General features: G+C 44.7%; 19 protein-coding genes. 6 read left to right on the top strand and 13 right to left on the bottom strand.

Going from position 1 to position 25,372, the window contains the following annotated elements:
- Positions 1-67 precede the first annotated feature (67 nt).
- Both PN836_RS03750 and PN836_RS03745 read right to left on the bottom strand, forming a co-directional pair.
- Entirely contained in the window at positions 68-1,759 is a 1,692-nt protein-coding gene (locus PN836_RS03750; RefSeq protein WP_395343662.1) for a GMC oxidoreductase, read from the bottom strand.
- A gap of 3 nt (positions 1,760-1,762) precedes the next feature.
- The gene (locus PN836_RS03745) at positions 1,763-2,389 is read right to left on the bottom strand and encodes a gluconate 2-dehydrogenase subunit 3 family protein (protein ID WP_395343660.1); all 627 of its coding nucleotides are present in this window, start codon (positions 2,387-2,389) and stop codon (positions 1,763-1,765) included.
- 85 nt (positions 2,390-2,474) lie between these two features.
- Between PN836_RS03745 and PN836_RS03740 the strand changes: the two genes are divergently transcribed.
- Positions 2,475-3,374, top strand: coding sequence for a LamG domain-containing protein (locus tag PN836_RS03740; RefSeq protein ID WP_395343658.1), 900 nt, complete (start codon positions 2,475-2,477; stop codon positions 3,372-3,374).
- A gap of 207 nt (positions 3,375-3,581) precedes the next feature.
- Here PN836_RS03740 and PN836_RS03735 read toward each other — a convergent pair whose 3' ends face one another.
- The 5 genes from PN836_RS03735 to PN836_RS03715 all read right to left on the bottom strand — a co-directional run bounded on the left by PN836_RS03735 (position 3,582) and on the right by PN836_RS03715 (position 10,198).
- Positions 3,582-6,485 (bottom strand): M14 family metallopeptidase, encoded by a 2,904-nt coding sequence (locus PN836_RS03735; protein WP_395343656.1) that lies wholly within the window; start codon positions 6,483-6,485, stop codon positions 3,582-3,584.
- Between the two features lie 217 nt (positions 6,486-6,702).
- Complete coding sequence (gene fldA / locus PN836_RS03730) at positions 6,703-7,227, bottom strand: flavodoxin FldA (RefSeq protein WP_395343654.1); 525 nt, start codon at positions 7,225-7,227, stop codon at positions 6,703-6,705.
- Between the two features lie 66 nt (positions 7,228-7,293).
- Positions 7,294-7,512 carry a DUF2788 domain-containing protein gene (locus PN836_RS03725; RefSeq protein WP_395343651.1) on the bottom strand — a complete coding sequence of 73 codons (219 nt, stop codon included), beginning with the start codon at positions 7,510-7,512 and terminating at the stop codon, positions 7,294-7,296.
- A 212-nt stretch (positions 7,513-7,724) separates the two neighbouring features.
- The gene (locus PN836_RS03720) at positions 7,725-8,534 is read right to left on the bottom strand and encodes an alpha/beta fold hydrolase (protein WP_395343649.1); all 810 of its coding nucleotides are present in this window, start codon (positions 8,532-8,534) and stop codon (positions 7,725-7,727) included.
- A gap of 20 nt (positions 8,535-8,554) precedes the next feature.
- A complete protein-coding gene (locus PN836_RS03715; RefSeq protein WP_395345445.1) occupies positions 8,555-10,198 on the bottom strand; it encodes an electron transfer flavoprotein-ubiquinone oxidoreductase in 1,644 nt (547 codons plus the stop codon).
- 198 nt (positions 10,199-10,396) lie between these two features.
- Between PN836_RS03715 and PN836_RS03710 the strand changes: the two genes are divergently transcribed.
- Both PN836_RS03710 and PN836_RS03705 read left to right on the top strand, forming a co-directional pair.
- Entirely contained in the window at positions 10,397-11,155 is a 759-nt protein-coding gene (locus tag PN836_RS03710; RefSeq protein ID WP_395343647.1) for an electron transfer flavoprotein subunit beta/FixA family protein, read from the top strand.
- The gene (locus PN836_RS03705) at positions 11,152-12,078 is read left to right on the top strand and encodes an electron transfer flavoprotein subunit alpha/FixB family protein (RefSeq protein ID WP_395343645.1); all 927 of its coding nucleotides are present in this window, start codon (positions 11,152-11,154) and stop codon (positions 12,076-12,078) included. The genes PN836_RS03710 and PN836_RS03705 overlap by 4 nt, the downstream gene beginning before the upstream one ends.
- A gap of 79 nt (positions 12,079-12,157) precedes the next feature.
- Here the strand turns inward: PN836_RS03705 and PN836_RS03700 are convergent, their stop codons facing one another.
- Together PN836_RS03700 and PN836_RS03695 are read right to left on the bottom strand one after the other, a co-directional pair.
- A complete protein-coding gene (locus PN836_RS03700) occupies positions 12,158-14,317 on the bottom strand; it encodes an ATP-binding protein (RefSeq protein WP_395343643.1) in 2,160 nt (719 codons plus the stop codon).
- Positions 14,318-14,322: 5 nt separating this feature from the next.
- A complete protein-coding gene (locus PN836_RS03695; protein WP_395343640.1) occupies positions 14,323-15,318 on the bottom strand; it encodes an ABC transporter substrate-binding protein in 996 nt (331 codons plus the stop codon).
- A 241-nt stretch (positions 15,319-15,559) separates the two neighbouring features.
- Here PN836_RS03695 and PN836_RS03690 point away from each other — a divergent pair, with 241 nt between their 5' ends.
- The 3 genes from PN836_RS03690 to PN836_RS03680 all read left to right on the top strand — a co-directional run bounded on the left by PN836_RS03690 (position 15,560) and on the right by PN836_RS03680 (position 21,040).
- The gene (locus PN836_RS03690) at positions 15,560-16,504 is read left to right on the top strand and encodes a LysR family transcriptional regulator (protein WP_395343639.1); all 945 of its coding nucleotides are present in this window, start codon (positions 15,560-15,562) and stop codon (positions 16,502-16,504) included.
- Positions 16,505-16,682: 178 nt separating this feature from the next.
- Entirely contained in the window at positions 16,683-17,879 is a 1,197-nt protein-coding gene (locus PN836_RS03685) for an efflux RND transporter periplasmic adaptor subunit (protein WP_395343636.1), read from the top strand.
- Positions 17,876-21,040 carry an efflux RND transporter permease subunit gene (locus PN836_RS03680; RefSeq protein ID WP_395343634.1) on the top strand — a complete coding sequence of 1,055 codons (3,165 nt, stop codon included), beginning with the start codon at positions 17,876-17,878 and terminating at the stop codon, positions 21,038-21,040. The genes PN836_RS03685 and PN836_RS03680 overlap by 4 nt, the downstream gene beginning before the upstream one ends.
- Positions 21,041-21,070: 30 nt before the next feature.
- On the opposite strand, the gene PN836_RS03675 is transcribed toward PN836_RS03680, so the two are convergent.
- The 4 genes from PN836_RS03675 to PN836_RS03660 form a co-directional block, all read right to left on the bottom strand.
- Entirely contained in the window at positions 21,071-21,985 is a 915-nt protein-coding gene (locus PN836_RS03675) for a DMT family transporter (RefSeq protein ID WP_395343632.1), read from the bottom strand.
- Between the two features lie 137 nt (positions 21,986-22,122).
- Positions 22,123-22,986: a hypothetical protein gene (locus tag PN836_RS03670; RefSeq protein WP_395343631.1), complete on the bottom strand. Its 864-nt coding sequence runs from the start codon at positions 22,984-22,986 to the stop codon at positions 22,123-22,125.
- 2 nt (positions 22,987-22,988) lie between these two features.
- Complete coding sequence (locus PN836_RS03665; protein ID WP_395343629.1) at positions 22,989-24,662, bottom strand: T6SS phospholipase effector Tle1-like catalytic domain-containing protein; 1,674 nt, start codon at positions 24,660-24,662, stop codon at positions 22,989-22,991.
- Between the two features lie 19 nt (positions 24,663-24,681).
- A complete protein-coding gene (locus PN836_RS03660) occupies positions 24,682-25,281 on the bottom strand; it encodes a PAAR domain-containing protein (protein WP_395343628.1) in 600 nt (199 codons plus the stop codon).
- Positions 25,282-25,372: the final 91 nt, after the last annotated feature.

Genomic DNA, 25,372 nt, shown 5'->3' with positions numbered 1-25,372 from the left:
TCATTTACGAAGCAATTGAAGTGCAAATGGATGGGCTAAGTCAGGCGGTTAAACGCTTTAGAATGGACTAGAAGTCGCGGCGTTTTAAGGCCTTAACAGCGTAGTCGACTGCTCGCGCGGTAAGCGCCATGTAAGTTACAGATGGGTTTTTTGATGAGCCAGATGCCATACTTGCGCCATCGGTAACAAATAGGTTTGGCACGTCATGGCTTTGATTCCATTTATTTAACACTGAGTCGTTTGGGTTTTTACCCATGCGAGCGGTGCCCATTTCATGGATACAGTCACCCGGTACGTATGCATGCCCTTGATCATAGGGTTGTATATTTTGTGCGCCAGCTGCTTCCAACATTTCCACTGCGCTTGATTGCATGTCTTTGCGCATTTTGTCTTCATTTTCTGAAAAGGATGCATCGATATACAGTGTCGGCAATCCATGTACATCCTTTTTATCAGTATTTAAGCGAATATGATTATTTGGGTTTGGCAAGCTTTCGCCAAAGGCTAAAAAGTTCATTGTCCACTCGCCTGGGTGATGCAACTCGTCTTTGAATTGAGCGCCAACACCTGATTGACTTACTCCTCTTTGCCATGCGGTGCGTGAAGCCCAGCCTTGATAATTGAAGCCGCGTAAATAGTCGGTTTCTTGTTTTTCTAAATTTCGAAATCTGGGGACGATGATGCCGGTGGGGCGGCTGCCGAAGTAGTACTTATCTTCAAAGCCTTTAAAGCTTGCGCTTGCGCCAACGCGGTAGTGCTGATCAATGAGGTTTTTACCTAATTCGCCACTTGAGTTTGCAAAGCCATTTCTAAAGGTTGAGTTTGATGAATGCATTAAAATCCAGCTGGAATTGAGGGTTGATGCACACAAGAAAACCACTTTTGCTTTATATTCGTGAAGCTCACCCGTTTGTGCGTCCAATACTTCGACGCCCGACACTCGGTTTTTATTCTCATCGTAACTGAGGCGCGTCACCACAGAATTTGCTCTTAGAGTAAGTTTATCGGTAGCTTGTGCCGCAGGGAGTGTACTACTTAGGCTTGAAAAATAGGCAGAGAAGGGGCATCCACGAGCACAGAGGTTGCGATACTGGCAAGGGTTTCGCCCGTTATGCGCCTGACTGAGATTCGCCACACGGCCAATTGTAAGGACTCTATTTTTGTATTTGCTGGCGACCTTTTGTTTAACGTGACGTTCAACCGCATTCATTTCCATGGGCGGTAAAAACTGCCCGTCTGGGAGTTGACTTAGACCTTCTTTTTGACCACTGACACCGATAAAACGCTCCACATAGTCGTACCAAGGCGCAATATCTTTGTAACGGATTGGCCAGTCATTTCCGTGACCGTCTTTTGCATTGGCTTCAAAATCAATGTCACCCCATCTGGAGCACTGTCGACCCCACATGATACTTCGTCCTCCAACGTGGTAGCCGCGAATCCAGTGAAAAGGCTTTGAATCTGGTGTTGTGTAAGGATGCTCGCTGTCTTTCACCCAAAACTTGCGCGTTGCTTCGTTGAATGCGTAGACTTTCGACTGTATGGGATAGTCTTGTTTGATGTCATGGTCAACTTGCGTGCGCCCCTCAAAGCCCCAAGGTGGGGTCAGCGCGCTTGAATAGTCTTTAATGTGCTCTATATTATCTCCACGCTCAAGGACCAAGGTGTTAAAGCCTTTTTCAGTGAACTCCTTCGCTGCCCAGCCACCGGTGATCCCTGAGCCGACGACTATCGCATCAAATTCGCGCTGTTCAGCCATAAATTAGACGTCTACATTGCTGATAAAGAGTTTTTCAGCGCTATCTATATTTAGCTGTGCGTCAAACCGTCCTGGCACAGCATGGTAGTTAAGTTGATTAAGCATAACTAGTTCACTGGTGAAATATCCTACGAGGGTGAGCTCTTTCAGCTTTTTATAGAATTCGTGGATAGCAATTGAAGCAATATCAGTGCTCAGTGAAGTGTCATTTAAGTCGGGCAGAAAAACTGCTTTGTCTAGCGATTCTATGATGCTAGCTTGTGTTTGATTCTGTTGGCGTAAAAATGTGGGGTGAAGACGATTGAAAGCGGATATTCCGGTTATAAATGTTTCTTGTTCATAATAACTTAATAAATGTTTAAAGGCATAAGCAATAAAGTCGGTAACACCCAATTCGCTCGCGCTGGGCGTTTTAGTGCGAGGTAATATTTGGTCGATGATGCTGATAATGAGTTTTTGTTCGTCATCGCTAAAGGGGGAGGTGGCTGTGGCAACTGTCGAATAATTTACATCGCTGGCGGCTTCTATCATGGACAATGGAATGGTGCTACCAAAACCAGCTAAGACATATTTTATAAAGCTACGACGCTGATTAGCACCCACCGATGTTGACGTTATTGTGCTCTTCATACTCTTGCCATATTCTTTGTTTGAAAACTGAGTATAACTAGGACATATTAAAACTCAATAGCAACAAGTCATCAGGATGCAATCTATGATATTAGCAAGAGGCGAAATGCTGAATAACACTAGCGTAAATCTTTGTGCATTGTTGATTTGTATATGTGTGCAAATGGATATGGCTTATGCAAGCACGCCAAATGGCGTAGACGAGAACGATTTAATCTTCAAAGCAAGCTTTGACGGCAACGGCGATGCAGATATCGCGGGTGGCGATCCTAAGCTATATCTTGCGAGCAGTTTTGCACAGCGAGCAGAGGCAAAGCCCGGTTTAAACTCAAACAATATTCACCTAATTGAGGGCGAAGGCATTCTAGGAGGAACCTTAGCGTTTCATCGGCACTCGCCGGAAATTATCGTATTCAAGGGTAAGGACAATCTTCCCCCCGCGGAAGAAAATATGGAAGGCAGTGTGTCACTGTGGCTAAAGGTGTCTCCATACGTTGATTTGCCTGACGAGTTTGTCGATCCGATCATGGTAATAGATAAGGCGTGGAATGATAGTGCCCTGTTCATTGACTTTGATAAGGGCAGTGAGAAAGAATTTAGGCTCGGCGTATTTTCAGATTATTCGTTTTGGAATCCTAAAGATATTCCTTTTGATGATATTTCACGAGATGCTCGGCCAATGCTAGGATTAAGTAGTAGGATATTCTTAGATCAAAAGTGGACGCATGTCGCCTTTACATGGCAGCATGTGAATACCGATAAAGACGCAAAGGCGAGCCTTTATATCAATGGAGACTATCAAGGCTCACTTGTTCGCAAACAGATGTTTACTTGGGACGAGTCCAAGCTAGAGATAATTTTAGGCATGAACTACCTTGGCGCACTTGATGAGCTGAAGATATTCAATCGTGCACTACACGAGGAAGAGATTGCCGCGCTGTATAACAATACACTATCGAGCGCGGCTACTGATAATACTGATTAACCTCAACTTGGGATAAGCGATAGTGCAAATGCATGTTTTAACTATGTATTTATTAAATTATCACCAAGTAGTGATAAAAACGTGAAGTGCAAGGCGCAAAAGTGACGTAATAGTCATTCTATTGCTCGCTTTTGCAACGCAGTAATTCGCGTTTTTAGCGCTACTTGGCGCTGTCGCTTATCCCGAGTTGAGGTTGATTAGTGCTACTTAGAGCGCTACAAAGGGCCTCGTGCCAAATCCGGCGCCATAAACAATTGCATTAAGCAACAAGCGATTAGTTCCGTGGGCAGCGCCTCTAAAGTTCGGCTGCCCTGAAAACATAATGACTTGTCCTTTGCCGATTTGTTCACGCGTTAAATAGCTTGAATTGGCCATTCTTTGCGCAGCTTCAGGCCACACCAAACCACTCATTCTAAGGTGAATTTCTTGCCCATTTGGAATGGAGTACCAACCCAAAGCCTTTTCATAATTAGCATCTTCGTTGTCTGAGTACACACCCACCGATACAACAGATTCTGCGCCTTGAGGCGCGACTAATATCGCTTGGTCACGATATAACAAAGGGAGTTGTTCATTGACACCGAAGGTTAGCCAGTGGTCTTGATTGACATGTCCAGCGATCATTGCGCCAGAGGGCATGAATAGTTGTTGCCATTCGTTGCGTTTTTTAAGTTCATCTGCTTCAAGCGCCTCGGCTTTGTTATCCCACGGATAGCTAAGCTCTGTTGTCAGAGCAGAGGATGTTAAGCTGTCGTCAACGGTATATGGACGTTGAGCAAGAAGTCGCCTTTGCAAAGCCGTATCGTATTTAGCAGCGTCTTCAAAAATATCGTCAACCAAGCGCACGGAACTAAAGTTTTCTACTTCGGTCATTAGCGCGCTAGCATTATCGTGAGTGATTAAGGTACCACCTTGGCGAACCCAATTGGCAAGTGCCTCTTTGCTTGCATCAGACATGCTCCAACGCTGGGGAAGAATAATAGTGTTGTATCGCCGTAAATCATTTCGTAATAGAGAGTCTGAATCTAAGTGACTGTGGCGTACACCTAAATTAGTATCAATACTCCACCAAGTTGTACCTACGTCGTAACTACTGGTACCAGCTTGTGACGCAATTGCGATTTGCGGCTTGGTGAGCAGCACAAAATGCTCACCGCCCCAATCAGGAAATTCACCCTCGCCAAGCCCCGTTGTTACAGACTTCAGCTCCACCGCTAGCGTTTCGGCAGTTTGCTCAATCAGAGCGGTTAAGTTTTCACGTTTGCGATTATCCGTAATTAATACAGCAACGGAGCCTCGATTAAAGCTAAGCCCATTAAATTCTGCTGCTTTATCAACCACACGAACCTGCACGTCTTGCTCAAGCAATCGCGCGGCAAATGCGACTGAGGCATCATCAGCACCGTCAACAAACCAAGCGATGGCGTTTTTATTGATAGCGAAGTCTGCAGGAAGTAGGGCACCTGCGGTGTAAGGAGAGGTGTTTTTGCGTAATTCGTCATCAACTTCAAGCGCTTCAAGCCCATACATCATGGTTAGGTTCCACGCCGAAGTGTCGTACATCACTGAGCGGCCTTCTTTAAGCACCTTTTCACGTTCCGCTTGAATAACATCGGCGCGCAACTGTGAATCAAATTCCATAATCGCAGCAAGTAAACGCGCTTCTGGCTGTCGATTAATAATGACTAAACTGCCTTTTGGAATGGTTACATCGTCCAGGCTTTCTCCTAGGTGATTGCGCGCATCGTCGACGCCAAAGGCTTCATCAACAATTTGCACTTCAATATCTTGGGCAAGAAGCTTTTCGGCTAACAGGCGCGTTCTTGAATGGTTGTCATTTGCTAAAACGATGTAACTTTTATCAGCATAAGGACTTTTACTGGAGATCAGCATTTTTCTATCGGCCCAGTAATCCTGATACATCTGTTTAGAATGTGTTTGCAGTGATCTTAAGTTGGCCAAAGTGCTGATGAATTGATGATGCACACCTTCTTTATAGGTTTCCACTGTGCCTTCAGGGCGTTTAACACCGTCTTCTGCTATTCGCGCTTGTTCATATAAAATGTGCATGGATCCGCGATATTCCGCGTAGTTAGAATAACCAGGATACCAATTTTCAAACCACTCACCTGTGTAGTATCGCCATCCTTTCTGGTCAAATGCAGCGCCTTGATCTTGCGCAAAGGTTTGCGCCCATTTTTGCACGCTAGGCGCAATATTAAAATTCAAAGGCTGACGAGGAGGACCCATTAAAAAAGTGTCTTGTGCGCCCATTTCGTGTCCGTCAATCATAAGCTGGGGGCGCCATTGATTAATCAAAGCCACGCGACCTTTTGTTTCTGGCTGAGTCAGGTAGAAAAAATCACGGTTCAAGTCGAATAGGTAATGGTTAGTGCGACCGTATGGCCAGTCACCGCGGTGAATCAGTGATTGATCATCAATATTGGGGGCAGCGCCACGGTATTGTTCTAAGGACTTGGCAAAACGAGCACGTCCATCCGGATTCATAAGAGGGTCAATAACGATGACCATGTCATTAAGCATGGCATCTACCTCTTGCTCATTACTAGCCACAAAGTGATAGATGGCAGCAAGAGCTGCATCTGCTCCAGAGGTTTCATTACCATGAATTGAATAGGCCATCCATGCAATGGCGGGTAGGCGGTCGATAAGCGCATTTGCTTGGGCATCCGAGGTGTCTCGCGGATCAGCCAATGCGTTTAAATCTGTTTGGATATCGTCAAGCTTTGCCAAATTTTCAGGACTTGAAATAAATACTGCGAACAATGGTCGACCTTCGTGGCTGCGCGCATACTCTACCACCTTTAGTCGGTCGCTCTGTGTTTTCCAAGTTTCGATCGACTTGGTGATTAATGCAGGACTGGCAACACGCTGACCAATTTCAAAGCCAAGTATTTCGTCGGGATGCGTGATGTCTGCTGCGTAATCACCCTCAAGAATAGGGGCTTTGTAATTCAAGTCCGGATGATAGGTTGGCTTCATCAACAAACTGGCGTATGCGGCTGGATGAAAACTTAAAAATAAAAAAATGATGAATAGGGAGGTGAGTGAAAAAGCTGGTTTAAGTTGTCGTACGTTGGTGTAAGTCATAGTCCCTCTTGAAAGAATTTAAGCGATGCTCATGTGACCTTTTTATAATAAAATCTAAGACACTTCACTAATAACAAGCTCTGTCCGAAAGATTGAAATCTCACATTCGCACAGCGCGTACGTCTCACTGCTCAGCTACACGTAAGCCTGTTGCGTTCATTAATCTAAGGTATTTCCTGACTACATTATCATAACTTCGGCTGATAATCGCTGATGATTATTCTAGTTCAGCGAGGCACATTTCTTCTTTGATTTGCGCGCACCAGGCTTTCACGCGTTCTTCGGTTAACTCTGGCTGACGGTCTTCATCAATGCCTAGACCGACGAAATGATCATCATCCGCCATGCCTTTTGAGGCCTCAAAATCGTACCCTTCGGTCGACCACTGGCCAATTAGCACGGCACCTTTTGGCTCTACGATATCTCTAATCATGCCCATAGCATCTAAGAAATACTCTGCGTAGTCTTCTTGATCACCGCAGCCAAATATAGCGACCAACTTGTCTTCAAAATCAATTTCTTCCAAGTCAGGGAAAAAGTCATCCCAGTCACATTGAGCTTCGCCGTAGTACCAAGTGGGTATGCCAAACATGAGTAAATCAAATTCAGCAATGTCCTCTTTGCTACTTTTGGCAATATCTTTTACATCAATTAGGTGTTTACCCAATTCTTTTTGAATCATTTTAGCGATATGTTCTGTGTTGCCCGTGTCGCTTCCAAAGAATAGACCTACACTTGCCATCGATTGCTACTCCAAAAATCTTTTATATCTACACTAGCGGGCATTGCGTCTACCTAGTTACCCGGTTTAAATGCCTTTCGCCATCCAAAATAATTCTATAACGCCCTTCATGACAAAACCAAGCGCTCCCAAGCCTAACACGCCATAAGCAACGAATTTGCCAGCTTTGGGTACGTCATTCTTCTTCAAAACGTCGTGTACTGCAAAAAACATTAGCGCGAATAACACCACCAAAGTGATATTAAGCGCAATGGTTTCAACCGTTTTAAATACTTCGGGCGTCATTAGCTACCTGCAGTTGCTTATAAAAACGCCGCGAATAGTAGCAGAAATCACATGCTAAAAAAACGATTTAGACCTTATTTTCAAGCCATTTGAGGGTAAAGCGGGTTTGAGCACTGTCCATAATTCAGAACACGTAAACACTGGGTTATAAAAGGGTAAACTCCGTGTTACACAATCACCTTTTAAGCGCATAGCGTCTTAAATTTGCGTGCTTATTCGTTTACAAACTTCTTGATAAGTGCATTCACTATTTGCGGTTTTTGAGCATGTAACCAATGCCCAGCTGGCACAATTTTCGCGCTAGCGTTAGGAAACTGCTCCATGATCGTGCTTTGATGTTCCGATAAAATATAGTCAGAGTCTGCGCCTTTCATAAACAAAGTCGGGCCATTGAAACATAAGCCTTTATATGGCCATGCGCTTAATAAATCGTAATCTCTGATTATCAACGAAAGATTAAATCGCCAATGCCAATGTTTCTCGCCCGTAGTTTCGTCAAGCTCTTGATACAGACTTTTGAGAATAAAAGCCTGAGTGCCAATGTCTTCGATATGATTGGATATAATCGCTTTCGCGTCTGCACGAGATTCCAGTGTTTTAAGGTCCACAGCAGATAAGGCTTTAAACACATTTTGATGGCGACTCGGGTATGCAATAGGTGCTATATCCATAACAACCAACTTAACGACAACTGAGGGCATGGCTTTTGCCACGAGCATCGATACTTTGCCACCAAGAGAGTGTCCCACCAATACGCATTGGTGGATCTTGAGCGTGGTAAGCAAATTAGCAACTTTGTCAGCATATTGTTCAAAACTAAAGGTGTCAGACCGACATGATTTGCCATGGTCCGGTAAATCAATGCTGATAACCTTCCGTTCATGTTCAAAGTGCCGGCGAATCACCGACAAATTGTCCGAATTGCCAAATAATCCATGAATCAACACCAGCGCAGGTAGCGCGCTCGCCTGTTCATCGTCATCCTGCACTGAGTGTACTTGGTAAAATAAATCTGTGTTCATTGTTTGGGTCAAATGCGAGATCACATATTGGGGTAGTTAGGACCGCCGCCACCTTCAGGTACGACCCAAACAATATTCTGCTGAGGCTCTTTAATATCGCAGGTTTTGCAATGGACACAATTTTGCGCATTTATTTGAAATTGCTTTTCCCCGCTATCGTCCTCAATGACTTCGTAAACTCCAGCAGGGCAGTAACGTTGAGCGGGTTCATCGTATTTCGCCAAGTTGACTTTAATTGGCACGCTAGGATCTTTCAGCTTTAGATGACACGGCTGGTCTTCTTCATGATTGGTATTCGATAAATAAACTGATGAAAGCTTATCAAAGCTGAGTTTCCCATCAGGTTTGGGATAGTCAATCTGCGGCATTTGAGAGGCACTTTTTAAGGTGGTGTGGTCAGGCCTTGAATCGGTCAAGGTGAAGGGCAATTTTCCGCCGAAAATATTCTGATCAAGCGTGTTGTAAGCGCCTCCCATGAAATTCCCAAATTTATGGATGGCCGAACCGAAGTTACGGGAGCGATAAAGCTCGTCATATAACCACGACTGTTTAAAACGCTCGGTATATTCGATAGGGTCTTTAATATCATCATTGCCAACTAAGTCAAAAAGCGTCTCTGCCGCAAGAATCCCAGATTTCATTGCTGTGTGATTGCCTTTGATTTTAGAGAAATTCAGCGTGCCTGCATTGCAACCCACCATGATCCCGCCAGGGAAGGTCATTTTTGGCAATGACTGATACCCGCCTTTTGCGATAGCTCGCGCGCCGTATGTTACACGCGTTCCACCTTTTAGTGTGTCAGCAATGACAGGGTGGTGCTTTAAGCGCTGAAACTCATCAAAGGGAGATAAGTGCGGATTTTCGTAATTTAAATCAACAATTAATCCGACAAACACTTGGTTGTTTTCTGCATGATATAAATAACTACCGCCGGTCGCTTTTCCTAGTGGCCAGCCAGCGGTGTGCACTACCAATCCCTCTTGATGTTGCTCGCCCGGTATATCCCAGATCTCTTTGAAACCGATGGCGTAATGCTGGGGCGATACATCTTTGTCTAGCTCATATTTTGCAATTAACTCTTTCCCTAAATGCCCTCGGCAACCCTCTGCAAAAACCGTGTATTTGCCCTTAAGCAGCATTCCCGGAACATACCCGTCTTTTTCGCTGCCATCTTCCGCTACGCCAAGACTGCCTGTAATAATGCCAGCTACGCGACCTTGTTCATCATAGTCAATTTCAGCGGCGGTGAAGCCAGGATATATCTCAACGCCCAGGCCTTCGGCTTGCTCGCCCAGCCATCTGCACATATTTGCCATGCTTAAAATATAATTTCCATCATTGTGCATGGTGCTTGGCGTAATCATGTTGGGTAATTTAGTCGACTTCGTTTCGCTATTGAGCAAGTAGATATCATCTTGTGTAACTTTTACCCCTAGCGGCGCACCGTTTTCTTGATAGTCAGGAAATAATTCAGCCAGTGCGCGCGGCTCGAAGACAGCGCCGGATAGAATGTGCGCGCCCACTTCAGAACCTTTTTCAAGCACGCACACGTTAAGCTCTTTGCTGTGCTCATTTGCTAGCTGTTTGAGCTTAATTGCCGTAGAGAGTCCAGATGGCCCTGCACCGACAATAACGACATCAAACTCCATCACTTCTCTATCCATCACTTTCTCCAACAACACGATATTCGTTTTATTTTTAAACATTTATAGCCAAGTATTCGTTAAACGAATACTACAAGCTTCCTCTACGTTGTAAACTAAACGCGTGAGGAAAAGAAGTCGCTGACATTAAAGCAGGTTGACGTTTACGTCAACTCGCTATAGATTTCGCGTCAACCAAATCATTGAGCAGAGGACGATATGAAAGTACTAGTGCCGGTAAAACGCGCCATTGATTACAACGTGAAGGTTCGTGTAAAGCCAGACAATTCTGGTGTTGAATTGAACAACGTGAAGATGGCAATCAACCCATTTTGTGAAATAGCGGTTGAAGAAGCTATTCGTCTTAAAGAGAAGGGTCATGTCACTGAAATTGTAGTGGTCTCTATCGGCGACAAAGCCTGCCAAGAGCAAATCCGCACTGGTTTAGCGTTAGGCGCAGACCGCGGCATTCACATTGAAACTGAATCGGGTCTTAGCCTTGAATCATTGCAGGTTGCAAAGCTGTTGAAAAAGGTGGTGGAAGCAGAATCCCCCGATCTTGTGATTTTGGGCAAGCAAGCCATTGATTCTGACAACAATCAAACGGGTCAAATGCTCGCTGCACTTACCTCAATGCCGCAAGGTACGTTTGCGTCAGAAGTCGCTATTGCCGATGGCAAAGTGCAAGTAACGCGCGAAATAGACGGTGGTTTGCAAACGGTTGAGTTATCTTTGCCCGCTGTAGTAACAACTGACTTGCGGTTGAATGAACCGCGTTACGCATCGTTACCGAATATTATGAAAGCAAAGCGCAAGCCCATTGATGTGCAGTCGGCAGTCGATATGGGCGTTGAGCTTTCGTCCACAGTGACAACTTTAAAGGTAACTCCACCGCCGCAGCGTCAGGGTGGAATTAAGGTAGCCAGTGTGGAAGAGCTGGTAGACAAACTTAAAAACGAAGCAAAGGTGATCTCATGACAGTACTTGTATATGCAGAGCATGACAATGAAGCGCTAAAGCCAGAAACAAATAAACTCGTTCATGCTGCCAAATCAGTAGGGGCTGACATCGTTGTTTTGGTTGCTGGCCACCAATGCGAAAGTGTTGTTGAGGCTGCATCAAAGCTCTCAGGTGTATCAAAAGTTTTAGCTGCGAATAACGCAGTGTATGGACATCAGTTGCCAGAGAATATTGCTGATTTGATCGTCGAATTAGCGTCTGATTTTACTCACGTTTTTGCGGCGGCTACCACGACCGGTAAGAATTTCATGCCACGAGTTGCCGCGCTATTGGATGTTGCGCAGATTTCTGACGCCATAGAGATCGTTTCAGCCGATACCTTCGTTCGCCCAATCTACGCAGGAAATGCCATTGCAACAGTACAAAGCAGCGATGCGATTAAAGTAGTAACGGTCAGAGCATCAGCTTTTGATGCAGTCTCAAATGACGGTAATGCGCCAGTTGAGACAGTTGAAACTGCAATAAGCTCGGAAAAATCTGCTTTTGTGAGCGCCGAGCTAACTGAGTCAGAGCGCCCAGAGCTAACTGCCGCTGACATTATTATATCTGGCGGAAGAGGCATGCAAAACGGCGAGAACTTTGCGTTACTCAACGGTATTGCTGATAAGTTGGGAGCCGGAATTGGCGCCTCCAGAGCAGCGGTGGATGCAGGCTTCGTTCCCAACGACATGCAAGTAGGACAAACGGGCAAAATTGTAGCGCCTGATTTGTATATTGCGGTTGGTATATCTGGTGCGATTCAGCATCTTGCGGGTATGAAAGACTCAAAAGTGATTGTTGCCATTAACAAAGACGAAGAAGCACCGATTTTTCAGGTGGCGGACTACGGTTTAGTTGGCGATTTGTTTGAGGTATTGCCGCAGCTTGAGTCTAGTCTCTAATGGTTTGCAACTGATTTCGTTTGATTGGCGCGTAAGCAAGTTTTTTAGTTTGCGCGTCGGAGGCGCGAAAATACGTGCATCAAACGCGAGAATTGCGTAATGCTAGGTGCGCTCGTAAGCACACTATCAGCGTTTCTCTAATGATGGGTTTGTGCAAGTAATCGTTCATGCCCGCATCCATTGCTTTGTTGTGGTCTTCTTTCATGGTGTTTGCGCTTAAGCCAATAATTGGAATGCTAGGGTCTATTTCTTTAATTATCTGTGTGGCTTCGTAGCCATCCATGATTGGCATTTGCACATCCATCAATACAGCGTGAAATTGATCTTCCTGCTGATAGTGATTGTTGAATAAGAACACTGCCACTTTTCCGTTTTCTGCAACCGTTACTCGGTAGCCCTCCTGTAATAGCATGTTTTGTGCGACAGTCGCGTTTATTTCGTTGTCTTCGACCAACAATATATGATTTTCTTCGCTTACAGCGTCGCTTTCACCCGCGCAATTTGGCATTTTCTTTAATGAATTTGCTTGATAATTTTCTAGGTATTCAATCAACACTCGTTCATTGAGCAGATAGGGAGCCCGCATACAATCTTCAACAATTTCAGACAGCGGAACGACGCGTGGAATCGATGCAAATTTATTCACAGTGTCACAGACACTATTCGTTCTTGTGCTCAATTCTTTTGAATAGGAAATACGGGGGAGATCTTTGTGTGCAAAACACGCTACAAGATAGCTTTCTAAACTCGCACCCTCGCACGGAATGACGACTTTGAACGAGGTTCCTTGATTTGCCTCTGACTCAACTGTTATCACGCCATCCATCAATTCAACAAGCTCTTTGCAAATAGCTAAACCAAGTCCAGTCCCGCCGTAGTATCGGGAGATAGTGGTGTCCGCTTGCTCAAATGGGTCGAATATGTTTTGTATGTTTTCTTCGGCGATGCCAATACCTGTATCGTCTACCGATATACAAAGATTTCCTTGCATTTTCGAATTCCAGTCAAAATCAACACTTAGCTGCACCGTTCCGTTTTGAGTGAATTTGACCGCATTGTTGATAATATTCATTAATATTTGTTCAAGCCTCTTCTTATCAATTTTGATAATGTAGGGTGCGTTTGGACAAATATTGATTGAAAATCCTAATGCTTTCTCGTCCGCCATTACTTGGCTGATGTTGCAGGTGTGCTGCAATAGATCGCTAAGCGGCGTTGATTCCAGGTAGAGTTGTGTTTGCTGTTCGTTTAAGCGAGAGAAATCAAGAATATCATTCACGATGGACAACAAAATCTTTGATGAATGGTTCAGCTGTCCCAGATAACGTTTTGTGTCTTGCTCACTGGTACTGCGTTGACATAGCTGTGCAAGACCCAAAATTCCATTTATAGGCGTGCGCAACTCGTGGCTCATATTAGCCAGAAACTGCGATTTTTTTTCAGCCAAATCATAAGCCGCTTGACTAGCTTGCGTAACCCGTTGCAAGCTTTTTCGTTCAATTAACTTCATCTTGTTATATGCACGGGCAATGTCGGCGAATTCGTCGTTTGTATCAATGGCAATTGGCTGAAATGCTTCGTTTTGAGATTCTGTATCAAGGACTCGTTTGAACTTGTGCAAGGGCTGTCTAATGTAAATGTTAATCAATACAACAAGAATGCTAATCAGCCCCACGTAAAAACTCACCGCAACGAGCACAATAATGTTCAAATAGTTCGCAAACTGCTCATTCATTCCATCGGTATTATATTGAACCAGTAAAATAAGGTCGGTTGTGCTCATTTTGCTTTGGTCTAATCCAGACACGGGAAAAGCAAAGGCAAAACCATTGTCTTGTACACTTGAAAAATAGGGTTGGCGCGAACGTTTGGCGCTAAAATACGCGTCATACATTTGCTGCGGTAGCGTCTCGATGGACCGCGGCATTCGCGGTTTAAAGCTAGAGGCTAATACATCATCTGAATCAACTTCAATGATTGTGACCCAATTGACGTTGTCGTCCAGTGCGGTATTTGTGGTTATCCCTCTAAGCTTTTCTAGCGATACGCCCTTGTCTAGCGTCATGACTGATTGCGCGGCTGACATTTGTGCACTCGCGCGAACCATTTTAAGTTGCTCACTTGAGAACACGTTGAGTAGCACTATCGCGGTAATGAAGACGATGGCTGCAAATAAAATACTTAAGGGAAATATAAGTTTAGTGACTATGCCGATTTTGAAAACGCGTTGGTTGGTCATAAACTTCACATGTCCAAAGGTGCAAATGCGTTGGCGAACTTCTCGCAATTTTCGCCCTGTGCAATATAACATGCAGCTACGATGCGCTTATTTAACGCGTCTACATCGGCAAACATGTCTTTCATATCTTGCTCATTAACAAGCTTTATGCCCAACATTGCTTCTTCTGCAGAGCTTACAGATACATCTGCGAGTTGAGCAATGTAGCTATGATAGGCCACCGGGTCGGCTTCGATTGCTGCAACCGTTTCATACCACACTTTTTTTATTGCTGAGCGTTGCTGCGCATTAACATGCGGTTTACTCCATAAGAGATCGTATATTTGTCCGGGATAAGCGGATGTGTCTAACACTTTATGCAATTCTGGGTTTTTCAGTAAATGTGTTGAGATAGGAGGATAAGTAACGCATGCATCAATTGTGTTTTGATCAAAAGCTTGCTGGCATGCTGTTTCAGGAATAATAAACTGCTTAAAATGCTGGCTGGGTTCTTTGTCATCGAACACCAGTGACATAAAATACTCACCAATGCCATTTGATGGAACCGCAATTATTTTGCCCTTTAGCTGTTCTGGAGTCTGAATATTTTGCCTTGCAATAACAACATCGCCACCATTAGAGAAGTCACTGACCAAAACGGGTTGAATGTCTTGTTTGGTAAAAGCCTTTGCATTGGTGAACTCAATCATTGAAGTCCCAACAAAATCAACCTGTTCATTTACATATATGCGTCGAAAGCTAGAGATGTTTTGTGGCTCAAGCACTTTAATGCTCAAACCATATTTTTCATCAATGCCCAAATCGCTCGCGTAGTATAAAGGGTAGTAGCCGTACCAGCTGCCAATTGCAATGGTTATGGGGGAGTTCTGCGATTGCTTGGGCTGGCACGCTGCCAAACTTAAACAAAAGGCAAGGATCAGACAGGGTAGACTCAAATTTGACATGCGAGCGAAAAAAGGTAACAGAAAAAATCGATGAAGGCGCTCAAAGGTATTTGGCATTGATAGTCTTAAGTCGGTTGTCGCTGACGCATTAGTAAGTAAAGAGTTATCGGCGAATTTCAGATCTTCTTCAGTATTGAAATGCTTTTATTTGTGGCGGTGAAACGGAAAAAGTGGTGACCGTTTGAACCCGCTTACTTACACGAGCGATAGTACGCTGACAATAAAAGCTGCTGAAGTCATTACAAAATACATTCTATACTATGATGAATTGGCGAACTTAAGAAATGAGACGAAATGAATGCGACCACAAGAGCTTAATTTATTAATCGTTTTTGACGCTATCATGACTGAAGGCAGTATTAGCCGGGCTGCTGACCGATTAGCGATGACCCAGCCCGCAGTGTCTAATGCAGTGAGTAGAATGCGTGTGGCATGGAAAGATGACTTGTTCGTTAAGGATGGGCGTAATATAAAACCGACTTTGCGAGCAGAAAATATGTGGGCACAGATAAAGGCGCCCATCAGTGAGCTTAGCTCAGCTATTAAACCGGTAAGTTTTGAGCCAGCAACAGTCCAGCGAACATTTCGCATTGCATTAGCAGATATCGTAGCGCAGATGTTACTTGTGCCTTTGCGCAAACGAATAGAAAACGAAGCGCCTAACATCAACTTGCACTGCGTGCCATATACAATTGTTAATACTGTGGAAGTGCTTGAGTCTGCCAATGTAGACCTAGTTTTAGGCGCTACCGCCATGATGCCCGGTAACATTAGAACGGAATATTTGTTTACCCCAAAATACGTGTGTGCAATGCGCGTAGGGCATGTGCTTGCAAAAAAGACGCTGTCATTGGAAGAATTTGGCGGGGCAGAACATCTGTTGGTTTCACTCTCAGGCGATACGGTGGGTTTTACTGATGAAGTGCTTGCTCAAAAAGGCTTAAGTCGCCGCATCGCTGCTACGGTCAATCAATTTTCTTTGGTTCCTTCGATGTTAGAGAATAGTGATTTAATTGCAGTCGCGCCATTAGGCGCATTAAGCGCTAGCATAGCCGAAGGCAAACTTTCTGGAACCCGTCCACCAATTGAACTGCCGCCCACGGCTGCAAACATGTACTGGCACAAACGACAGGATAAGGATCCTGGTGTAATATGGCTTAGGGAAAACGTAAAAGAAATTCTCGTAGAGGCTGAAACTGAAAATATCAAGCGTGCAAGCCCACATTTATGGAATTTTAATTAAGCTAAATCCGTATTAAAGTCAAACGGGGCTCAGTAACATTTAGACACACTTTTGTTGCCTATCTAACATAAGTTTAAGCTTTGCCTTAGTGTTTTGCGCTAAATGCAGGCGTATACTTGTTACACTAAGTTTCTGGATAGACTCCTTCCTACACAAGAAAACATTAAGGCTTTAATCAATGGCAAGTGGTTTTAAAAAGATCGGCATTCCTATTTTTATTCTTATTGGCGCGATAGCTGTCACTGTTGGTTTAATCTCAATGAAGCCAGAGCCAGAGAAAAAGGAAGTGGAAGAGGCAGAGTTCTTGGTTGATGCAAGCCCTTTCGAATTCAATAATATTGAATTTTTGGTGTATGCGCAAGGCGTGGTCGAACCTAAAAATCGCACGGTGCTAAGCACTCAAGTCAGCGGTAAGGTGCTCACTATTTCTGAGAATTTTATTGAGGGTGGTTTTTTCAAAAAGGGTGACGTCTTAGTTGAAATTGAAGCGGTTGATTATCAAACCGATTTGGTACTTGCAGAGGCAGAGCTTGCCAGAGCGCAGGCTGCGCTAGATGAAGAAATTGCGCGTGGTCGCGTTGCCGAAAAAGAGTGGAGCTCATTTAATGCAGGTCCTGCCCCTGAACTTGGATTACGTAAACCTCAGCTAGCTCGTGAACAAGCCAATTTGAAAGCGGCAAAAGCGAATTATGAGCGCGCTCGTCGAAACCTAGATAGAACTAAAATCCGAGCACCATACGATGGTTTAGTGAAGGCGCGAAATGTAGACTTAGGTCAGTTTTTACCCATGGGTGGTCAAATCGGAGAGGTATTCTCTACCGATGTGGCCGAGGTGCGCTTGCCTTTGACTGATGACGATGTTGCATTTATAGGCAACCTTAATGAAAAGGCTCCTCAAGTTACCTTAAGTGCCGAAGTGGCCGGTCAGCGTCAATTTTGGGAAGGCAGACTGGTTCGAGACGAAGCGGTACTGGATGATGCACGCAGAGTCATTTACGGTGTAGTGGAGGTATCTGACCCTTATCGCTTAGATGACTCACAAAACCATGCTTCACGCTTAAAGTTCGGGCGTTTTGTGAGTGCTCAAATCAGCGGCATTACCGCTCAAAATATTGTTAAACTGCCTCGTTTTGTGCTGCGCCTAGACGGAACCGTGCTCACGGTAGATGAAGAGTCGAAAATAGCCATTAACAATGTGGACGTTATGCGCACAGATGAAGATTTTGTTTACATTCGGGATGGTCTGGATCGGGAGCACGAAGTGGTACTTAGTGCAGTTTCAAGCCCATACAACGGCATGCCTGTGCGAACAATTGAGCCTACACCACCTTCTGGAAACGACATGAGCAATGCTAACGATGAGGTCAGCTTATGAGTGAACATATTGATACCAAATCAGGCATTATCGCTTGGTTTGCCCGAAATAACGTAGCGGCTAATTTATTAATGGTGTCGATAATCTTTGGCGGGATATTTGGCATATTTCAAGTTCAGAAAAAGATATTTCCTCAGTTCATTATCAATAACGTAGTGGTCCAGGTACCTTACTTAGGCGCTGCACCTCAAGAGGTGGAAGAGGGGGTTGTACTTAAAATTGAAGAGGCGGTTAAAAACCTTGAAGGGATTAAAAAGCTTACCTCAACTGCCCGCGAAGGCTTAGGCAGCGTCACTATTGAAGTGGAAGACGACTACAGCGTGCAAGACATGCTTGATGAAGTCAAAGTGCAAGTCGATGCTATTTCAACCTTTCCAGCCAATACTGAAAAACCCGTCGTGTATCGAATCAAAGTGCCACAAGATGTATTGTGGGTATCGGTCTATGGCACGGTAAACGAACGTGAGCTAAAAGAAATTACGAAATCCATGCGTGACGAAATCGCCAATTTACCAGGGGTGTCAGATGTCACCGTCTTTGGTGCGCGCGATTACGAAGTGTCGGTGGAAATATCCGAAATGGAGTTACAGGCTTATAACCTCACCTTTGATGAAGTGGTGGGTGCAATACGAGCAAGCAGTATCGATATTCCCGGTGGCTCCATAAAAAGTGATAACGGCGATATTCTTCTCAGAACCAAAGGCCAAGCCTATACGGCTTGGGAATTCGCCAGTATACCCTTAATAAATCGCCAAGACGGAACGCGTTTATTGCTCGGTGATATTGCCAGCATTAATGACGGGTTTATTGAAGATGAGTCCTACGCATTGTTTGATGGTAAGCCAGCCATGAGTATCCGTGTGCGGGCGGTAGGCGACCAGAACGCATTGGCAATATCCGAAGATGTTAACAAGTATCTTGAGCAAAAGCGTGAACAGCTGCCTCCTACAGTTAGCGCTGACTCTTGGGGAGATAGCTCGTTTTATCTTGCCGATAGACTCAATATGATGATTGAAAATATGCTGTTTGGCGCCTTGTTGGTGTTTTTGGTCTTGAGTTTGTTCCTTAAAATTAAGCTCGCGTTTTGGGTCATTGTTGGCTTACCCGTGTGCTTTTTAGGTACCTTGATGCTAATGCCGCTGGAATACATCGACCTTTCAATTAACTTATTAAGTTTGTTTGGATTTATTCTTGTGCTGGGGATTGTGGTGGACGACGCCATTATTATGGGTGAGTCCGCCTACAGCGAAATGGACAAGCACGGGCACAGCATGGATAACATTATTCGCGGCGTAAAACGTGTTGCCATGCCAGCCACTTTCGGCGTCTTGACCACTATCGCCGCATTTTCGCCTATGCTTATGGTATCGGGTACCTTTGGCGTGATATGGAAGACCATAGGCTTGGTAGTCATTTTGTGCTTAGTATTCTCTTTAATCGAATCAAAGCTTATTTTGCCAGCGCATTTAGCGCACATGAAGGTTAAACCCTACGATCCAAAGACCGCTAACTGGTTTCAGCGAAATCGCGAGGCGTTTAATGACTTAGTTAAAGGTTTCATTGCCAATAAATACGTTCCATTTTTAGTCAAAGCAGTTAAGTATCGCTATACCACATTAGCAAGTTTCATTGCGCTGTTGATTTTGACTGTCGGCTTATTTGCCGGTGGTTTGGTGCGCTTTGTATTCTTCCCTGACATTCCCTCCGACTTTGTGACTGCGAGTGTTGAGATGGAGGCTGGAAGCTCGCTTGCTCAGCGCGACGCAGCCATTACCAGCTTGATGAATGCCGCTATTGAAATGGATAACGAACTTGCCGAAGAGACGGGTGCCGGGGTTGTTAAGCATTTCTTGGCTTTTGATTCAGGCGCATTAGGTGGGCAACTTTTTATCGAATTGACTAAAGGCGAAACACGCGAGCTGACCGATAAACAAATTCACGAGCGATGGCGCGAAAAGCTGCCTGAAATGGCGGGTATTAGAACGCTTTCTATCGGCAGCGCTGGCGGGCCTGGTCCGGGTTCTGACTTAGACTTTGAATTTAGTTCATCGAATATTCAAGATTTAACCAATGTGACCGCTGAGCTTAAGCAGCGCTTATCAGCATTTAATGGCGTAAGCGAAATAAATGATACTTTTAGTGGCGGCAGCGACGAAATACGACTTGCCGTGAAGCCTCAAGCTGAAGCGCTGGGTATTTCTCTTTCACAGCTTGCACAGCAAGTTCGATACGGGTTTTATGGTGCAGAGGCGCAGCGCATTCAGCGTGAAGATGAAGAAGTTAAGGTTATGGTGCGCTATCCACAGGACCAGCGCAATTCGGTGGGTAATCTTGAAAATATGCGCGTGCGCGCTCCGAATGGGGACGATATCCCGTTTAGTCAGGTGGCTGACATAGAGCTAGCAGAAGGTTACTCAAGCATTATTCGCGTTGACGGCTCTCGTTCAATTACCGTAAGCGGGAAGGTAAATAAGGACATTATTGACCCAGGTGAGGTGGTTACCGAAGTCACCAATGAAGTGATCCCTGAGATTCTAGCGCGTTATCCGAATGTGAGCTTTAAGCTTCAAGGCAATTCGCGCGAACAGGGAGAGGCAATGATATCGCTTGCTCAAGGGTTTATATTCGCGCTGTTAGCTATTTTTGCTTTAATGGCGATACCGCTTAAGTCCTATTCGCAACCGTTGATTATTATGTCTGTGATCCCCTTTGGTATGGTGGGTGCAATCGTGGGGCATTTAATCCTTGGAAAAGCGGTGAGTGTGCTCTCAATTTGCGGCATTATTGCGTTAGCGGGAGTGGTAGTGAACGATTCGCTCATTATGGTTGATTTTGTTAATCGAGCGCGCAAAGAAGGTAATCGATTACTTGATGCGGTCACGACCGCTGGTAGTCAGAGGTTCAGGGCAATTGTGCTGACATCACTGACTACTTTTATGGGACTACTTCCCATTATTTTTGAGCGCAGTTTGCAAGCTCAAATTGTGATCCCAATGGCGATATCGCTCGCTTTTGGTATTTTGTTTGCAACGGTTATTACGCTTTTGCTGGTGCCAGCTTTGTATATGATTTTGGATGACATTAAGCGGGCGTTCAGAGGCAAAAAGCACCTAAAGACAGATGCAGGGCTGACTCAATCGCAGAGCAGCACAGCCCAATAGAGCACGTGCATGCTTTAAACGGCTTGACGATTAAACCGAAAGCCGTTTGTAAATGCGAAGAGCAAAACGATTGGCTTTTCCCATAGCAACTGCGTTCCCAAAGATAACAAATAACACGCCGATGGCTGAATACTGCGACCACGTGTAGTCTTCAAAAAAGGTCGAGATAGCTAAAGCAACAATGGGGTAGACCAATACCACATAGGCCGCTTTATCAGAGCCTATTTGTTTAAGTAACTTCATGTACGAGCCAAAGGCTAGCACTGAACCAAATACGGCTAAGTAGAGCAGCGAAGCGAAGTATTCGTAATTTGAAGGCAATGCGAAACTTGCGCCGCTAATTTTAGCTACCGTGCTTGTACAAGCAACGCCGTAACTCATACACCAAAAGTTCATCGGCACAACATCGGTCTTTTTATCTAAAATACGTTCAGAGGTAATATTGCCGGCCGCTGCCGACAAAAACGATGCGGTCGCGAACAATAAACCGAGCATGATGCCATCATTCGCCGATAGCTGCTCAAATTCTGGCGCAAAAATTAAGCCAATGCCAATCAGTCCAAGCGTTGCACCAATGACTACTTCAAGTCTAATAGGCTTTTTTAATATGAGTCGCCGCAACACCACATTAAAGTAGATAACGCTGCTGCTTAAAACGGCTAGCAGTGCGCTGATCATATGTTGTTCAGCAGCATACAAAAATGAATAATCTAGGCAGTAAAGAAAGATACCAGCCGTTATCAAGTACTTATGTTGCGACTTTTCTATGTGCAAGGATATGCCTCGAAGCTTGCACCAAACACCCAGAATCAGTGCTGCAATCGCAAAGCGGAGCGAAACGGAAACCATAAGGTCTACCTCACCCGTTTGAAAGGTAATCGCAATCCAAGTTGAGCCCCAAATTAGCACGCAGGCGCTGAACAGAAATACGTTTGAGTGCAGCATGATGTAAATATATTCTCCACAAAAAAATATCAGTTTTGCTTAGGCCTTAAATTAACGCTAGCAAATTGTCCCCTTGATGAATCACTTTTAATAGAAGGCAAGCAATTAAAAAAGGAGACCTATCAACATAAAAAAATCTATTTCCATGGATTATTATGATTTTCCAACCGCGTTATTAATTTTGCAAAGTCTTTTTTGTCAATGGGATGGGTTTTAACATATTCTAATTGCTCGGGGGTTAAACCTGATGTTTTTTCTGTTAAAAATGGCGTGCAACCACTCATATGGATAGAGCAGTAGAGCGAGTCAAACTGTGCTTCTGTAATCTCTATCGCGTCGATCTTTTGCCATTGCGTGGGTACTTTCCAAGGGTAATCTCTCGTTGCCCCGTTCCCATCGAATGATTCAACCCAGTAATAGAGGGCAGGTTTGTCTCCCACTCGATATGCCTTATCGAGTCCACCGCTAAGTTCAATGGCTGGCATCGCAGAACTTTGTTTGTCTGATGCAGAAAGGGCTTCCTTGTAGATCAGTTTATGGCCTAGAAACGCATACACTTTATAATATAGATGATTGCCTTTGCGCGGCGGCATTACATTATTGACACCTTCTGGCGATGCAGCATAGTAGTAGTTAAATTGCCGAGCTGACACGTCCTTTTCCCGCGTTTGCGTCTGCCATATTGCAAAAAGCTTCCCACTCGGTTCGCCATGATAGGCTAAATCGCCCGTGTCGGAAGGAATTGCTCCCATAGTGTGGTAAGTCCAATATGGACCAAAGTAAAGTCGTCCCGCTGCTCCGCCTTTGTTGCTTGAAAGATAGCTGGCTGAGCCTAAATAAAACTGAATTCCACCGTCTTGTTTCAAGCTTGGGACGTATGAAGCGTGTAAGTGTTTGACAGTGTTCACATCAGATACAAATCCATTTGATGCAAATAATATGGCAAACCCTGTTAATGCTAGGAGCCCTGAGAGCGTAAGTAACCCAAAGCGCTTTTGCATTTTTACTGACCGTGCTCGCCGTCATTAAACTGTATTGGGCGACCTAAATCGAAATCAAACACTTCGCCCACGATAGGAGATAATAGTCGAATGACGCGCATCGAGCGGTTTGCCTCAGCATACTCGGTGTACACAGGCGTAAATATACCGCGATGAAAAACACCAATTGTTTCCTCTTCTAGTGTAACTGGACTACGGATTGTTTCGAGACGATATTGCGGATACATACCAGTAACTTGATTCCATGGGTAGCAAGACTTATGCACATAAGTGCGATAGAAACGGTTTGCCGTGTCCAAAAATGCCTCGGCGGCAGCTTCTGATCCCATATCTTGCGCAATCGCGGCCTCCATTTCTCGCCTATGCGCATATAGCGCGCCAATTTCAGTCGATACATGACTATATTCATAAGTTGACGCTATCCATGGAATAAGACCGTCGCCGGTTTTCCCTTCACTTTGTAGCCTTAATTGAGCCTGAATAGTGAGATCAGCTTCCCGATACTTTTTATAGTTAAAGCGTAGATTTGGATACCGCGCATATTGAGACATTAAATAGTCAAAACCTTGCTGACAACCAGCGTCACTGTTCCAATGTGGACGCAGTTCGGGAACTTCGGAAAGAACTTCATTTGGTTGCCACATAGGGACATCGTGTTCTAAAGCCTTTTGATACATCATGTGTAGAGGGATTCGGGCAAGAAAGTTATTGCTGGCATCGTGCTCAAAAAAATTAGAATAACCGCCACCAACATCCGAATGGACGCCGATGCATAAAACTTCCTCGATAACACCCTCCCGTCGCTCTGAAGGATAATAGCGCTCAATAGGTTCCCTCTCTCGCCCCCTTGAATCGAGACTGCTTCCATTTTCACCAAGGTTATGGTTTTCTAGCGGTATATCTATCGCACTGGTGCAGTCAAATGCAGCTCGGACTTCATCTTCAGAGACAATATGAAAGACTTTTTCCATTCGATAAGTCACATCATCCCATTCACGGCTTGCTCTATAGGGAATGATATGAAATCCATATCCAGCATCAATATTGTTACCGGGTATACCCACGGTTGCAACGGTATCAAAAATCCCAACGAACGTGACATTGAAGACCACTCTTTGATTGACATAGCGTGGATCTAAATCTAAATCGTAATGCTCTTGAACGATGAGGTTTATAAAGTGTCTTGCAGTGGCAGCGCCTCGGCTAAAGCCAAACACATCGAGCTCTACAAGCTCAGGCAAACGATGGAATCGATCAGCAAAATCGTATAATTTCTGACGGATGTCATAAAACATGCCGTTTGTACGCGCTTTCATACCTCTGCCTGCGCCTCCGCCGAGCGGATCACTCTCCATTTGATAGTTATAGACTCTGGGTATAACTCCAGGAACTGGAATACTTACTATAGGTCGGTCGGTGCCAACCCCACGTTTGTACACTGACGTGCTGATTTGGGCGTTACTGTCACTAGGATCATAGGCTACAGCATTAGCACCAGACAAATTATTAATATATGCCAATCTCAGTTTGTTGACGTTCGAATATTGTTCAGGGTCTGAGGTGTCATTACCTGTACCGTCAAAAAACACGCCCATACGTAATTTTCTAGGGGGGCCTAATGCGACTATTGGACGACCTTGCGGATCTTCAGGGCCAGAATTAGGGACGATTTCCATGTTGTACCTATCCTTTTGTTTATGAAAGTAGCGACATAGCCGTGTAGCTTATGTTGGTAAAGTATTGAGTCGTCGTCCCATCCACAGCGTATTGGTGGTCTAGAGAATAGAGTAACGATGGATTCAGATTTTCGTATAGAAGGTCCAAGTATTCGTCACCTGGCATCATGTCATCTTTAACGGTTCTAGACTCCTTGTAGCTGCCGTCCGCAGAGCTTAAGGTAAAGGTGTCTTTGATGTCTGAGCCAATTTCTGGGTTGATATTTAAGCGAATGATGACGCTCTTTAATACCAAGGGGATACCTACAGACTCAATCGATACGCTGTCATCACCAATAAATACGTTGGGTGAACCCATAGCAACTGAACCGCCGCAGTCAATAGCATCACCAACGCGAGCGGCAGGCTTGTTATTGATGAAAACAGTTGGGGCTCCTTGTGAAATTGAGCGTCCATGTGGGGGACTTTTCGGTTTTACGTGCGGTGCTAAGGCATCGCCTTTGCGTGCTGCAGGTATATGATTAATAAATACATCGCCACTGCCTGCAATAATTGGACTGGGATGCCAAGCTCCGTGATTAGAGCCGATATCGCCTTTACGTGCCGCAGGTTTGCCCATATGCATCATCCTTTGAATAAGTATATTTCACATCGACCTAGCAGATTCTCTATTTTGCCTGATATTTTCGCTTATTAGCAAAAAATGTATT

This window comes from Ningiella algicola (genome assembly GCF_028401415.2).
Taxonomy (GTDB): domain Bacteria; phylum Pseudomonadota; class Gammaproteobacteria; order Enterobacterales; family Alteromonadaceae; genus Glaciecola.
Note: the sequence above shows the minus strand (reverse complement) of the source record. Positions and strands in the feature narration are given on the sequence as shown.